We start from the raw sequence: 14,809 nt of genomic DNA, 5'->3' as shown, positions 1-14,809 counted from the left end.
CTTCTACGCGGTTCCGGTGGCGCTTTGACTGACAGGAAAACGCATGTCTCTACCGCAACTCTCACTTGCAGCCGCACGAAACCTGCATCTTGCCGCCCAGGGGCTTCTGAAAAAGCCCCGCCGCCGCGCGCAGCCAGCTGATATCCTCTCTACCGTGCAACGCATGTCGTTGCTGCAAATCGACACCATTAACATCGTGGCGCGTAGCCCGTATCTGGTCCTGTTTAGCCGCCTGGGAAACTATCCTCCGCAGTGGCTGGATAATGCGCTGAGTCAGGGCGAACTGATGGAATACTGGGCGCATGAAGCCTGTTTTCTCCCACGCAGCGATTTTGCACTGGTGCGTCACCGCATGCTCGCCCCGGACAAAATGGGCTGGAAATACCGCCAGGAGTGGATGGTGGAACACGCGGATGAAATAGAACAACTGATTGCCCATATTCAGAAAAACGGTCCGGTACGCTCCGCGGATTTTGAACACCCGCGAAAAGGCGCCAGCGGATGGTGGGAGTGGAAACCGCACAAACGCCATCTTGAAGGGCTGTTTACGTCGGGCAAAGTGATGGTGGTCGAGCGCCGCAACTTTCAGCGCGTCTATGACCTCACGCACCGCGTTATGCCTCACTGGGACGATACGCGTGACCTGCTGTCTCAGGAGGTAGCCGAAGCCATCATGCTCGGGAACAGCGCCCGCAGCCTTGGCATCTTCCTCCCGCAGTGGCTGGCGGATTATTATCGTCTGCGTCAGCCGCGGCTAAAACCACTGCTCGAAACGTGGCAGCGCGAACAGCGCGTCATGCCGGTCTCGGTAGAGTCGTTAGGTGAAATGTGGCTGCATGCGGATTTGTTCCCTCTGCTGGCGCAGGCGCAGGAGGGCAAACTCCAGGCGACCCACAGTGCCGTGCTGTCGCCGTTCGACCCCGTTGTCTGGGACAGAAAGCGGGCCGAACAGCTGTTTGATTTCAGCTACCGTCTGGAATGCTACACCCCGGCGCCCAGGCGGCAGTATGGTTATTTTGTTTTGCCGCTGCTGCACAAAGGACAGCTTGTCGGGCGCATGGACGCTAAAATGCACCGTAAAACCGGCATGCTTGAAATTATCGCGCTCTGGCTGGAAGAGGGCATAAAGGTGACGGCTGGCCTGGAAAAAGGGTTAACGACTGCGCTCAGTGAATTTGCGCGCTGGCAGGGGGCGCATGAAATTGTACTCGGTCGCGTGCCTGTGGAGCTGTTTGCGACCTGTCGAGATGGCTGGGAAACAGACACTCCCTGAAAAGGGAATATGATAAGCTTTAGGGATTACCCATACGGAGGAACTATGGATCACCGTTTACTAGAAATTATTGCCTGCCCGGTGTGCAACGGCAAACTGTATTACAGCCAGGATAAACAAGAGCTGATTTGCAAACTGGACAGCCTGGCGTTCCCGCTGCGTGACGGTATTCCGGTCCTGCTGGAAAATGAAGCCCGTTCACTGGTGGCAGAAGAGATCAAACCATGAGTTTTGTTGTCATTATCCCTGCGCGTTATGCTTCAACGCGCCTGCCAGGTAAACCGCTGGTGGATATCAATGGCAAACCGATGATTGTGCATGTCCTTGAACGGGCACGCGAATCGGGCGCCGGACGTGTCATCGTCGCCACCGATCACCCGGATGTCGCGCGAGCGGTTGAGGCCGCGGGTGGGGAAGTGTGCATGACCCGTGCCGATCATCAGTCAGGCACCGAGCGCCTGGCGGAAGTCGTCGAAAAATGCGGTTTCAGCGACGAGACGGTGATTGTGAACGTGCAGGGCGATGAGCCGATGATCCCGGCGGCGATTATCCGTCAGGTGGCCGACAACCTGGCTCGGCGTCAGGTCGGGATGGCAACCCTCGCGGTGCCGATTCACCACGCTGAAGAGGCGTTCAATCCGAATGCGGTGAAAGTGGTCATGGACGCAGAGGGCTACGCGCTCTATTTCTCCCGCGCCACCATTCCGTGGGATCGCGATCGTTTCGCGCAATCGAAAGAGACAATCGGCGAAACCTTCCTGCGCCACATCGGTATTTACGGCTACCGCGCCGGCTTTATTCGTCGCTACGTCGCCTGGGCACCAAGCCCGCTGGAGCATATTGAAATGCTCGAACAGCTTCGCGTGCTGTGGTACGGCGAGAAAATTCACGTTGCGGTTGCCCAGGAAATCCCAGGCACCGGCGTGGATACCCCTGAAGATCTCGAGCGCGTACGCGTCGAAATGCGTTAATTCGCTGGCATCCCCTCGTCTGGGGGGATGCTCTCCCGCCAGGCGATTTTCCTTTTCTTTTTCATTATTGATCTCTACCGGGTGACATCCGGGTTTCGCGCGCTCATTATAAAAGCAGTAGTCTTAATGGGGGTAATCTCATATGGAACAGCTGCGTGCTGAACTCAGCCATCTCCTTGGCGAAAAGCTAAGCCGGGTGGAATGCGTGAATGAAAAGGCCGATACCGCACTCTGGTCGTTGTATGACAGTCAGGGAAACCCCATGCCGCTGATGGCCAGAAGTTTTACCTCGCCGGGCGTCGCCAGACAGCTGGCCTGGAAAATGTCGATGCTGGCGCGGGAAGGGACTGTCCGTATGCCGACGGTCTACGGCGTGATGACCCATGAGGAGCATCCCGGCCCGGATGTTCTGCTTATCGAGCGTTTACGCGGGGTTTCTGTTGAAGCCCCGACGCGTACACCGGAGCGCTGGGAACAGCTGAAAGATCAGATTGTCGAGGCTCTGCTTGCCTGGCATCGGCAGGACAGCCGGGGTCTTGTTGGCGCGGTAGACAGCACCCAGGAAAACCTGTGGCCGCTGTGGTATCGCCAGCGTGTCGAAGTGCTGTGGGGCACGCTGAACCAGTTCAACAACACCGGCTTAACGATGCAGGACAAACGTATTCTGTTCCGCACCCGGGAATGTCTGCCGACGCTGTTTGAGGGTTTTAACGACAACTGCGTGCTGGTTCACGGCAACTTCACGCTACGCAGTATGCTTAAAGACTCGCGCAGCGACCAACTGCTGGCGATGGTCGGGCCGGGGATCATGCTCTGGGCGCCGCGCGAGTACGAACTGTTCAGGCTGAGCGAGGGCGGGGCGGCGGAAGATTTGCTCTGGCACTATCTTCAGCGCGCCCCCGTTGCGGAGGCCTTTCTCTGGCGACGCTGGCTCTATCTTCTCTGGGATGAGGTGGCGCAACTGGTCAACACCGGGCGCTTTAATCGCGCCAGTTTCGATCTGGCCGCAAAATCACTCCTGCCCTGGCTTGCCTGACGAACCCTTAAGCCACTGCCACAAGCGGCCAAGCGTCTCGTAGCCGACGCGGTCGCTGTGCATCAGCCATACCGGGGATGGGATTATCCGTTCCCACGGATTGAGCGGGGCGTCAATAGCCATCTGGTTTGCCGGAGCAGGAAGCGGATGCAGGCCCTGCTTCTCAAAGAAAATCATTGCGCGCGGCAGGTGTGAAGCAGAGGTCACCAGCAGGAACGGTACATCACCGATGGCCTGTTTCACCGCCGCCGCCTCTTCTTCGGTATCTTTTGGGCTATCCAGCGTGATGATGGCGGAACGCGGTACGCCAAGTGATTCAGCCACTCTTGCTCCTGCTTCAGCGGTACTGACCGGGTTGGTTTTTGCCGCAGCGCCCGTGAAGATCATCTTCGATCCAGGATTGGCCAGCCACAGGCGGATCCCCTCGTTCAGGCGCGGCAGGCTGTTGTTGATCAGGTTCGAGCTGGGCGCCCAGTTCGGATCCCAGGTATACCCGCCGCCCAGCACCACGATATAGCCCACCTTCTGATTTCCCTGCCACGTCGGGTAGGTGTTTTCAATCGGACGTAATAAACCGTCAGCGACCGGTTGCAGGCTGAGTAACAGCAGCGCCAGCCAGCCCACGGTAACAAGGGATTTACCGCTTTTCTGAAAGCGGCTAAACCATATCATTGCCAGCCCCAGCGCGATGAGAAGCAACAGCAGGGGAAGGGGAAGCATCATGCCTCCGATATATTTTTTTAGGGTAAAAAGCATCCTTTTTGGTTCCTTTTTTAACCATACAGCAGGCGATTGTCGGTGATATTACACCAGAGTGGTTCATTCTCCGCACGGGTGTGACAAAATAGCGGTTTTGCAGTGAGTGGAACCCTCCCAATGCGGGATCGCAATTTTGATGACATCGCGGAAAAGTTTTCGCGCAACATTTATGGCACCACCAAAGGTCAGCTTCGTCAGACGATCCTCTGGCAGGATCTGGACAAGCTGCTGGCTGAATTCGGTGACCGACCGTTGCGCGTGCTGGATGCCGGCGGTGGGGAAGGTCAGACTGCAATTCTGATGGCGCAGCGGGGACATCACGTCACGCTTTGCGATCTTTCTGCCGAGATGGTTGCGCGCGCCGGGCGAGCGGCAGAAGAGAAAGGTGTGAGCGACAACATGCATTTTATACATTGCGCCGCTCAGGACATTCCGCAGCATTTGGAAACGCAGGTTGATCTGATATTGTTTCATGCTGTGCTCGAATGGATCGCCGAACCCCAGGCGATGTTAAAAACGCTGTGGTCGATGTTGCGCCCGGGCGGTGCGTTATCGCTGATGTTTTACAATGCCAACGGCCTGCTAATGCGAAACGTGCTGGTCGGCAATTTTGGCTACGTACAGCAGGGCATGTATAAAAAGAAACGACGCACGCTTTCACCGGATTTCCCCCGTGAACCGCAGCAGGTCTATGGCTGGCTGGAGGAGATCGGTTGGGAAATTACCGGCAAAACCGGCGTGAGGGTGTTTCATGATTATCTGCGTGATAAACAAAAACAGGATGACTGTTTAGACGCCTTAACAGAAATAGAGACGCGGTACTGCCGCCAGGAGCCTTATCTGAGCCTTGGCCGCTATATACACGTCACCGCGCGCAAGCCGCAGATGCAAGGATAATCTATGAGTGAATTTTCCCAGACAGTCCCCGAACTGGTTGCCTGGGCCAGGAAAAACGATTTCTCCATCTCGCTGCCGGTAGACAGACTCTCATTCCTGCTGGCGGTTGCGACGCTAAACGGCGAACGCCTGGATGGCGAAATGAGTGAAGGCGAACTGGTGGATGCGTTCCGCCACGTCAGTGATGCGTTTGAGCAAACCAGCGAAACCATTAGCGTGCGTGCCAACAACGCAATCAATGATATGGTGCGTCAACGTCTGCTGAACCGCTTTACCAGCGAGCAGGCGGAAGGAAACGCCATCTATCGTCTTACGCCACTGGGCATTGGCATTACCGACTATTACATCCGCCAGCGCGAATTTTCCACGCTGCGTCTCTCCATGCAGCTCTCTATTGTTGCAGGTGAGCTGAAGCGTGCCGCCGACGCGGCTGATGAAAACGGTGACGAAATCCACTGGCATCGCAACGTTTACGCGCCGCTGAAATACTCGGTCGCCGAGATTTTCGACAGTATCGATCTGACTCAACGTCTGATGGACGAACAGCAGCAGCAGGTGAAAGACGATATCGCTCAACTGCTTAATAAAGACTGGCGTGCGGCCATCTCCAGCTGTGAACTCTTGCTGTCAGAAACGTCCGGTACGCTGCGTGAGTTGCAGGATACGCTGGAGGCGGCGGGGGATAAGCTACAGGCCAATCTGCTGCGCATCCAGGACGCGACAATGGCGCACGACGATCTGCATTTTATCGACCGTCTGGTGTTTGATTTGCAGAGCAAGCTTGACCGCATTATCAGCTGGGGCCAGCAGTCAATCGACCTGTGGATCGGTTACGACCGCCACGTGCATAAATTTATCCGTACCGCCATCGATATGGATAAGAATCGCGTCTTTGCTCAACGTCTGCGCCAGTCGGTACAGACCTATTTCGATGCGCCGTGGGCGCTGACCTACGCCAACGCCGATCGTCTGCTGGATATGCGCGACGAAGAGATGGCGCTGCGCGATGAAGAGGTCACCGGTGAACTGCCGCCGGATCTGGAATACGAAGAATTTAACGAAATTCGCGAGCAGCTTGCGGCGATGATCGAAGAACAGCTCGCTGTCTACAAAACCAGACAAGCACCGCTGGATCTTGGCCTCGTGGTACGCGACTATCTGGCGCAGTATCCGCGCGCGCGCCACTTCGATGTTGCCCGCATTGTTGTAGACCAGGCGGTGCGCCTGGGCATCGCACAAGCCGATTTCACCGGACTGCCGCCGAAGTGGCAGCCGATTAACGATTACGGAGCCAAGGTACAGGCGCATGTCATTGACAAATATTGAACAAGTGATGCCAGTTAAGCTGGCACAGGCGCTGGCGAATCCGTTGTTTCCGGCGCTGGACAGCCAGCTGCGTGCCGGTCGTCACATTGGCCTTGACGAGCTGGATAATCACGCCTTTTTGATGGACTTTCAGGAGTACCTGGAAGAGTTTTACGCTCGCTATAACGTTGAGCTGATCCGCGCGCCGGAAGGGTTTTTCTACCTGCGTCCGCGCTCTACCACGCTTATTCCGCGCTCGGTGCTTTCCGAACTGGATATGATGGTCGGCAAAATTCTCTGCTACCTCTATCTCAGCCCGGAACGTCTGGCGAATGAAGGGATCTTCACCCAGCAGGAGCTTTACGATGAGCTGCTGTCGCTGGCGGATGAAAGCAAGCTGCTCAAGCTGGTGAATAACCGCTCAACGGGGTCCGATCTGGACCGTCAGAAATTACAGGAAAAAGTTCGCTCATCCCTTAACCGTCTGCGCCGTCTGGGAATGGTCTGGTTCATGGGTCACGACAGCAGCAAGTTCCGCATCACCGAATCGGTCTTCCGTTTTGGCGCCGACGTGCGTGCGGGTGATGATGCGCGTGAAGCGCAGCTGCGCATGATCCGTGACGGTGAAGCGATGCCGGTGGAAAACCATTTGCAGCTCAATGACGAGCACGAAGAGAATCAGCCGGATAGCGGGGAGGAAGAGTAATGATTGAACGCGGTAAATTTCGCTCACTGACGCTGATTAACTGGAACGGCTTCTTTGCCCGAACCTTCGATCTGGATGAGCTGGTGACAACGCTCTCCGGCGGTAACGGGGCGGGTAAATCCACCACCATGGCGGCCTTCGTGACGGCGCTGATACCTGACCTGACCCTGCTGCACTTCCGTAACACCACTGAAGCGGGCGCCACGAGCGGCTCTCGTGATAAAGGTCTGCACGGTAAGCTGAAAGCGGGCGTTTGTTATTCAGTGCTGGACGTGATCAACTCCCGCCATCAGCGCGTGGTTGTTGGCGTGCGTCTGCAACAGGTTGCCGGCCGCGACCGTAAAGTAGATATCAAACCGTTTGCGATCCAGGGGCTGCCTACCTCCGTACAGCCAACCGCGCTGCTGACGGAAACCCTGAATGAACGTCAGGCGCGCGTCCTGACGCTCCAGGAGCTGAAAGACAAGCTGGAAGCTATCGAAGGCGTGCAGTTTAAGCAGTTTAATTCCATTACCGACTACCACTCTCTGATGTTCGATCTCGGCGTGGTAGCCCGTCGTCTGCGCAGCGCGTCAGATCGTAGTAAATACTACCGTCTGATTGAAGCCTCCCTGTACGGCGGTATCTCCAGCGCCATTACCCGCTCCCTGCGCGACTACCTGTTGCCGGAAAACAGCGGCGTGCGTAAGGCCTTCCAGGATATGGAAGCCGCGCTGCGTGAAAACCGCATGACGCTGGAAGCGATTCGCGTTACGCAGTCTGACCGGGACCTGTTTAAGCACCTGATCAGCGAAGCCACCAACTACGTGGCGGCGGACTATATGCGCCACGCCAACGAGCGCCGTATTCATCTCGATCAGGCGCTGGAGTATCGCCGCGAGCTGTTTACCTCCCGCAAACAGCTGGTGGCCGAGCAGTATAAGCATGTCGAAATGGCGTGCGAACTGGGCGAGCACAATGGTGCGGAAGGGGATCTGGAAGCCGATTACCAGGCGGCCAGCGATCATTTGAATCTGGTGCAGACCGCGCTGCGTCAGCAGGAAAAAATCGAGCGCTACGAAGCCGATCTTGATGAGCTGCAAATTCGTCTTGAAGAGCAAAATGAAGTGGTGGCCGAAGCTGCCGAATTGCAGGAAGAGAACGAAGCCCGCGCGGAAGCCGCCGAGCTGGAAGTGGATGAGCTGAAAAGCCAGCTTGCTGACTACCAACAGGCGCTGGACGTGCAGCAGACGCGTGCGATTCAGTACAACCAGGCGTTGCAGGCGTTGCAGCGTGCCAAAGAGCTGTGCCATCTGCCGGACCTGACCCCGGAAAGCGCTGACGAATGGCTGGATACCTTCCAGGCCAAAGAGCAGGAAGCCACTGAGAAACTGCTTTCTCTCGATCAGAAAATGAGCGTGGCGCAAACGGCGCATAGCCAGTTTGAGCAGGCGTACCAGCTGGTGGTGGCGATTAACGGTCCGCTGGCGCGTAACGAAGCGTGGGACGTTGCCCGTGAGCTGCTGCGCGACGGCGTCAATCAGCGCCATCTGGCCGAGCAGGTGCAGCCGCTGCGCATGCGCCTGAACGAGCTGGAACAGCGTCTGCGTGAACAGCAGGAAGCCGAGCGTCTCCTGGCGGAATTCTGCAAGCGTCAGGGTAAAAATTACGATTTCGACGAGCTTGAGGCCCTGCATCAGGAACTGGAAGCGCGTATTGCGGCCCTGTCCGATACCGTATCGAATGCCAGCGAACAGCGCATGACGTTGCGTCAGGAGCTGGAACAGCTTCAGTCCCGTTCGAAGACGCTCTTACAGCGTGCGCCGATCTGGCTGGCTGCACAAAGCAGCCTGAACCAGCTCAGCGAACAGTGTGGCCAGGAGTTTGCCTCCAGCCAGGACGTCACCGAATACATGCAACAGCTGCTGGAGCGTGAGCGTGAAGCGATTGTTGAGCGTGACGAAGTGGGCGCGCGCAAGCGTGACGTCGATGAAGAAATCGAGCGTTTAAGCCAGCCTGGCGGCTCAGAAGATCCGCGTCTGAATGCCTTAGCCGAGCGTTTCGGCGGCGTGCTGTTGTCTGAAATTTACGACGATGTTGGTCTGGACGATGCGCCGTACTTCTCCGCGCTGTACGGTCCATCCCGTAACGCGATTGTGGTGCCGGATCTGTCGCTGATTTCTGACCAGCTTGCAGGGCTGGAAGACTGCCCGGAAGATCTCTACCTCATCGAAGGAGATCCGCAGTCGTTTGATGACAGCGTATTCAGCGTTGACGAGCTGGAAAAAGCGGTGGTGGTGAAAATCGCCGATCGCCAGTGGCGCTATTCGCGCTTCCCGGAACTGCCGCTGTTTGGCCGCGCCGCGCGTGAAAGCCGCATTGAAAGCCTGCATGCGGAGCGCGAAACGCTTTCTGAACGTTTTGCGACCCTGTCGTTTGATGTACAAAAAACGCAGCGTCTGCATCAGGCGTTCAGCCGCTTTATCGGCAGCCATCTGGGCGTGGCCTTTGAGCCCGATCCGGAAGCCGAAATTCGCAAGCTCAACACCCGCCGCGGTGAGCTGGAGCGTGCGCTGGCTAGCCATGAAAATGACAACCAGCAGAGCCGCGTCCAGTTCGAGCAGGCGAAAGAGGGCGTTGCGGCGCTTAACCGCATTCTGCCACGCCTGAACCTGCTGGCGGACGATACGCTCGCCGACCGCGTGGATGAAATTCAGGAACGACTGGACGAGGCGCAGGAAGCCGCGCGCTTTGTGCAGCAGCACGGCAATCAGCTGGCGAAGCTGGAGCCGATGGTTTCCGTTCTCCAGAGCGACCCGGAACAGTTTGAACAGTTAAAAGAGGATTACGCCTGGTCACAGCAAGTGCAGCGCGAAGCGCGTCAGCAGGCGTTTGCCCTGACGGAAGTGGTGCAACGTCGCGCGCACTTCGGCTACTCCGATTCAGCAGAAATGCTGAGCGGGAACAGCGATCTTAATGAAAAGCTGCGCCAGCGCCTTGAGCAGGCGGAAGCGGAACGTACGCGCGCGCGCGAAGCGATGCGTACTCACGCCGCACAGCTGAGCCAGTACAGTCAGGTGATGGCGTCGTTGAAAAGCTCCTTCGACACCAAGAAAGAGCTGTTAAACGACCTGCATAAAGAGTTGCAGGACATTGGCGTGCGCGCCGGCAGCGGTGCAGAAGAGCGGGCACGTATTCGCCGCGATGAGCTGCATGCTCAGCTCAGCAACAACCGTGCGCGTCGTAATCAGCTGGAAAAAGCGCTGACCTTCTGTGAAGCGGAGATGGACAACCTGACGCGTCGCCTGCGCAAGCTGGAACGTGACTATCACGAGATGCGCGAGCAGGTTGTGACCGCGAAAGCGGGCTGGTGCGCGGTGATGCGCATGGTGAAAGACAACAACGTGGAGCGTCGTCTGCACCGCCGCGAGCTGGCGTATCTGTCGGCCGATGAACTGCGTTCTATGTCGGATAAGGCGCTGGGCGCGCTGCGTCTGGCGGTGGCGGATAACGAACACCTGCGCGACGTGCTGCGCATGTCCGAAGATCCGAAGCGTCCTGAGCGCAAAATCCAGTTCTTCGTGGCGGTGTATCAGCACTTGCGCGAGCGTATCCGTCAGGACATTATCCGTACCGACGATCCGGTTGAAGCGATCGAACAGATGGAGATCGAGCTGGGCCGTCTGACGGAAGAGCTGACCTCCCGCGAGCAAAAGTTGGCAATCAGCTCCCGCAGCGTGGCGAATATTATTCGTAAAACCATTCAGCGCGAGCAGAACCGTATCCGTCAGCTGAACCAGGGCCTGCAAAGCGTGTCGTTTGGCCAGGTCAACAGCGTGAGGCTGAACGTGAACGTGCGTGAGGCGCACTCCACGCTGCTGGACGTGTTGTCTGAACAGCATGAGCAGCACCAGGATCTGTTCAACAGTAACCGCCTGACCTTCTCCGAAGCGCTGGCGAAGCTGTATCAGCGTCTGAATCCGCAGATTGACATGGGCCAGCGTACGCCGCAAACCATCGGCGAGGAGCTGCTGGACTACCGCAACTATCTGGAAATGGAAGTTGAGGTTAACCGTGGCTCAGACGGCTGGCTGCGCGCGGAATCCGGTGCGCTCTCTACCGGTGAAGCCATCGGTACCGGTATGTCGATTCTGGTGATGGTGGTGCAGAGCTGGGAAGATGAAGCGCGTCGTCTGCGCGGCAAAGACATCTCTCCATGTCGTCTGCTGTTCCTCGATGAAGCCGCGCGTCTCGACGCCCGCTCCATCGCCACGCTGTTTGAGCTTTGCGAGCGACTCGATATGCAGCTCATCATCGCGGCGCCGGAAAACATCAGTCCGGAAAAAGGGACAACCTATAAGCTGGTGCGTAAGGTGTTCCAGAACAGTGAACACGTGCACGTCGTGGGCCTGCGTGGTTTCGCCCCGCAGCCACCGGAGTCATTACCGGGCACGGCTGACGCCTCTTAACCTGGGGTGCGACAAATAGCGGCGCTCATGCGCCGCTTTTTTTATTCACTTAACTTGTGTTCAGGGCTGCGTTATCTTTAAACTTCTTTACATAAGGCAAGGCAGCAGCGTGTATGCCTTTCTATACTGAAGGAAAGCTCCAGAATACTGGGCATGTCGTGAAAAACAGGGGGCAAGGGATGTTGCTTAAGAAGAATCGTGGTCGTCAGCTGTCTGCGCTGAGTTTGTGCCTGACAGTGATGTTTGCTCCACTGTTTACCGCTCAGGCCGATGAGCCTGAAATTGTACCGACTGACAGCTCCGCGACGATGGGCGCGCAGCCGACGTCACTGTCACAACCGCTGGATCAGTCTCCGGCAACGGCCATCATGGCCGGCATTAAACCGCTGCCGGAAGGCATCGATACTGGATCATTACGTCAGCAGCTTATGACCGGGCTGCCCTCGGGCTATACTCCCGCTTATATTAACCAGCTCACGCTGCTTTACGCTGCGCGCGATATGAAACCGATGTGGGAAAATCGCGAGGCTGTACGTGCCTTCCAGCAGCAGCTGGCTGAAGTGGCGATTGCAGGTTTTCAGCCGCAGTTCACGACCTGGGTTGAACTCCTGACCGATCCTGCCGTGACCGGACAAGCGCGTGACGTGGTGCTGTCTGATGCCATGATGGGCTACTTACAGTTTGTTGCGGGGATTTCGGTGAACGGCAACCGCTGGTTATACAGCAGTAAGCCGTACAAGCTGGCGACGCCTGCGCTGTCCGTCATTAACCAGTGGCAGCTGTCGCTGGACAACGGCGAACTGCCGCGCTTTATCGCAAGCCTTGCGCCTGCCCATCCGCAGTATGCCACGATGCATCAGTCGCTTCTTGAGCTGGTTGCGGATTCCCGCCCGTGGCCTCAGCTGCGCGGCACCACAACGCTGCGTCCGGGGCAGTGGAGTAGCGATGTGCCTGCGATCCGCGAAATTATGAAACGCTCCGGCATTCTCGACAGCGGCCCTAAAATTGCGCTGCCCGGTGACGAGACGCAAAATGCGGTCGTCAGCCCGTCGGCGCCGGTAAAAGAGAAAACCGCCGTTGCGTTGAGCAATAAGCCCGCCGCTTACGATCGCGAGCTGGTCGCCGCAGTGAAGCAGTTCCAGGCCGCGCAGGGGCTGGGCGCTGACGGCGTGATTGGTCCATCTACTCGCGACTGGCTGAACGTCTCTCCGGCCCAGCGGGCTGGAGTGCTGGCGTTGAATATCCAGCGCTTGCGCTTGCTGCCGGGCACGTTATCCACCGGCATTATGGTCAACATTCCGGCGTACTCCCTGGTCTACTATCAGGACGGTAGTGAAGTGCTGGCGTCCCGCGTGATTGTCGGCCGACCTGACCGTAAAACGCCAATGATGAGCAGCGCGCTGAATAACGTGGTGGTTAACCCGCCGTGGAACGTGCCGCCGACGCTGGCGCGCAAAGATATTCTGCCTAAGGTCTGGAATGACCCGGGTTATCTGGAGCGACATAACTATACGGTGATGCGTGGCTGGAACAGCAAAGAAGCGATTGACCCCTGGATGGTGGACTGGTCAACGATTACGCCTTCGAACCTGCCGTTCCGTTTCCAGCAGGCACCGGGCGCACATAACTCGCTGGGACGTTACAAATTCAATATGCCAAGTTCGGACGCAATCTATCTGCATGATACCCCGAACCATAATTTGTTCCAGAAAGACGCACGCGCGCTCAGCTCGGGCTGTGTCCGCGTGAACAAGGCCTCTGAGCTGGCGAATATGCTGTTGCAGGATGCAGGCTGGAACGATACGCGGATATCAGATGCGCTGAAGCAGGGAGATACGCGTTATGTCAATATCCGCCACAATATTCCGGTCAATCTTTACTATCTGACGGCGTTTGTAGGGGCAGACGGACGTACCCAGTATCGTACAGATATTTACAATTATGATCTGACAGCGCGATCCGGCGCACAAATTTTGCCAAAAGCGGAACAATTAATCAGGTAAATGAAGTAGTTCGGTAAAAATGATTGTCGTAAGTTATGGTGAATATGAGGCGATCTGGCTGCAAGCCGCGTATTTACTGGGGTTGGGCGCCTTGACGTAACAGGTTTTGCCAGTTATGGTGCCCTTCGTGCGCTAAGCATATTGACAATTTCTTTTACCTGTAGACCTGATTATCATGGACAAATTTGACGCTAATCGCCGCAAATTGCTGGCGTTAGGTGGCGTTGCGCTGGGCGCAGCAGCCATCCTTCCGACGCCAGCATTTGCCACCCTCTCGACACCTCGTCCGCGTATTTTAACGCTCAACAATCTGCATACTGGTGAGACGCTTAAAGCGGAATTTTTCGATGGCAGAGGCTATATTCAGGATGAATTAGCAAGACTCAACCATTTTTTCCGTGATTTCCGCGCGAATAAAATCAAAGCCATCGACCCTGGATTATTCGATCAGCTTTACCGCTTGCAGGGACTGCTAGGGACCAAAAGGCCGGTGCAGCTCATCTCTGGCTATCGCTCTCTGGATACCAACAATGAACTGCGTGCCCACAGCCGTGGGGTAGCGAAAAAAAGCTATCACACCAAAGGGCAGGCGATGGATTTCCATATTGAGGGCGTTTCGTTAGCCAATATTCGCAAAGCGGCGTTATCTATGCGCGCAGGTGGTGTAGGATACTACCCACGTAGCAACTTTGTGCATATTGATACCGGGCCGGTTCGGCACTGGTAATAACGAAACACAGGAGCAGTATGAACTATCGTATTATTCCGGTTACCGCGTTCTCACAGAACTGTTCATTGATCTGGTGTGAACAAACTAAACTGGCCGCGCTTGTTGATCCCGGTGGCGACGCTGAGACAATCAAGCAGGAAGTCGCTGCCAGCGGTGTAACGCTGATGCAGATTTTACTCACCCATGGCCATCTCGACCATTTGGGTGCAGCGGCTGAACTGGCTGAATACTACGGTGTGCCGATTATCGGCCCGGAAAAAGAAGATGAGTTCTGGCTACAGGGATTACCTGCTCAAAGCCGTATGTTTGGCCTGGAAGACTGTCAGCCACTGACACCGGACCGCTGGCTGAACGAAGACGATCGCGTTAACGTAGGGAATGTAACTTTACAGGTGTTGCATTGCCCCGGACATACGCCCGGCCATATTGTCTTCTTTGATGACGTGTCGCGTCTGCTGATTTCCGGTGACGTGATTTTCAAAGGGGGCGTAGGACGCAGTGATTTCCCACGCGGCGATCACGGTCAGCTGATTCAGTCGATTAAGCAGAAGTTATTACCGTTAGGTGATGATGTGACGTTTATCCCTGGACACGGACCAATGTCAACGCTGGGGGATGAGCGGTTGCATAACCCGTTCCTTCAGGATGAAATGCCTGTCTGGTAAACCCGGTAAAATAAAA

Annotated in this window: 12 protein-coding genes; 11 read left to right on the top strand and 1 reads right to left on the bottom strand. The window is 56.5% G+C overall.

What is annotated here, in order from left to right:
• Positions 1–43: 43 nt before the first annotated feature.
• The 4 genes from ACOTYB_RS05000 to ACOTYB_RS04985 all read left to right on the top strand — a co-directional run bounded on the left by ACOTYB_RS05000 (position 44) and on the right by ACOTYB_RS04985 (position 3,280).
• On the top strand, positions 44–1,273 hold the full coding sequence (locus tag ACOTYB_RS05000; protein ID WP_126524720.1) for a winged helix-turn-helix domain-containing protein: 1,230 nt from the start codon (positions 44–46) through the stop codon (positions 1,271–1,273).
• A gap of 45 nt (positions 1,274–1,318) precedes the next feature.
• A complete protein-coding gene (ycaR, locus tag ACOTYB_RS04995) occupies positions 1,319–1,501 on the top strand; it encodes a protein YcaR (RefSeq protein WP_003858220.1) in 183 nt (60 codons plus the stop codon).
• Complete coding sequence (kdsB, locus tag ACOTYB_RS04990) at positions 1,498–2,244, top strand: 3-deoxy-manno-octulosonate cytidylyltransferase (protein ID WP_003858218.1); 747 nt, start codon at positions 1,498–1,500, stop codon at positions 2,242–2,244. Before ycaR ends, kdsB begins: the two co-directional genes overlap by 4 nt.
• A 142-nt stretch (positions 2,245–2,386) precedes the next feature.
• A complete protein-coding gene (locus tag ACOTYB_RS04985; protein ID WP_003858216.1) occupies positions 2,387–3,280 on the top strand; it encodes a YcbJ family phosphotransferase in 894 nt (297 codons plus the stop codon).
• Here ACOTYB_RS04985 and elyC read toward each other — a convergent pair.
• The gene (gene elyC, locus ACOTYB_RS04980) at positions 3,257–4,036 is read right to left on the bottom strand and encodes an envelope biogenesis factor ElyC (RefSeq protein WP_003858214.1); all 780 of its coding nucleotides are present in this window, start codon (positions 4,034–4,036) and stop codon (positions 3,257–3,259) included. The genes ACOTYB_RS04985 and elyC overlap by 24 nt on opposite strands.
• A 120-nt stretch (positions 4,037–4,156) precedes the next feature.
• Here elyC and cmoM point away from each other — a divergent pair, with 120 nt between their 5' ends.
• The 7 genes from cmoM to ACOTYB_RS04945 all read left to right on the top strand — a co-directional run bounded on the left by cmoM (position 4,157) and on the right by ACOTYB_RS04945 (position 14,793).
• Positions 4,157–4,936 (top strand): tRNA uridine 5-oxyacetic acid(34) methyltransferase CmoM, encoded by a 780-nt coding sequence (gene cmoM, locus ACOTYB_RS04975; protein ID WP_003858212.1) that lies wholly within the window; start codon positions 4,157–4,159, stop codon positions 4,934–4,936.
• Positions 4,937–4,939: 3 nt separating this feature from the next.
• Positions 4,940–6,262: a chromosome partition protein MukF gene (mukF, locus tag ACOTYB_RS04970; protein WP_220153707.1), complete on the top strand. Its 1,323-nt coding sequence runs from the start codon at positions 4,940–4,942 to the stop codon at positions 6,260–6,262.
• Entirely contained in the window at positions 6,243–6,947 is a 705-nt protein-coding gene (mukE, locus tag ACOTYB_RS04965) for a chromosome partition protein MukE (protein WP_003858208.1), read from the top strand. The genes mukF and mukE overlap by 20 nt, the downstream gene beginning before the upstream one ends.
• Positions 6,947–11,395 carry a chromosome partition protein MukB gene (gene mukB, locus ACOTYB_RS04960; RefSeq protein WP_409248796.1) on the top strand — a complete coding sequence of 1,483 codons (4,449 nt, stop codon included), beginning with the start codon at positions 6,947–6,949 and terminating at the stop codon, positions 11,393–11,395. Before mukE ends, mukB begins: the two co-directional genes overlap by 1 nt.
• Positions 11,396–11,574: 179 nt before the next feature.
• Positions 11,575–13,398, top strand: a complete 1,824-nt coding sequence (gene ldtD, locus ACOTYB_RS04955) for a L,D-transpeptidase (RefSeq protein WP_003858203.1) — start codon at positions 11,575–11,577, stop codon at positions 13,396–13,398.
• Positions 13,399–13,573: 175 nt separating this feature from the next.
• A complete protein-coding gene (locus tag ACOTYB_RS04950; RefSeq protein WP_003858202.1) occupies positions 13,574–14,125 on the top strand; it encodes a YcbK family protein in 552 nt (183 codons plus the stop codon).
• 20 nt (positions 14,126–14,145) lie between these two features.
• On the top strand, positions 14,146–14,793 hold the full coding sequence (locus tag ACOTYB_RS04945; protein ID WP_220153709.1) for an MBL fold metallo-hydrolase: 648 nt from the start codon (positions 14,146–14,148) through the stop codon (positions 14,791–14,793).
• The last annotated feature ends 16 nt before the right edge of the window (positions 14,794–14,809 follow it).

This window comes from Enterobacter cloacae complex sp. IR5450, assembly GCF_049238665.1.
Lineage (GTDB): Bacteria > Pseudomonadota > Gammaproteobacteria > Enterobacterales > Enterobacteriaceae > Enterobacter > Enterobacter hormaechei_C.
Note: the sequence above shows the minus strand (reverse complement) of the source record. Positions and strands in the feature narration are given on the sequence as shown.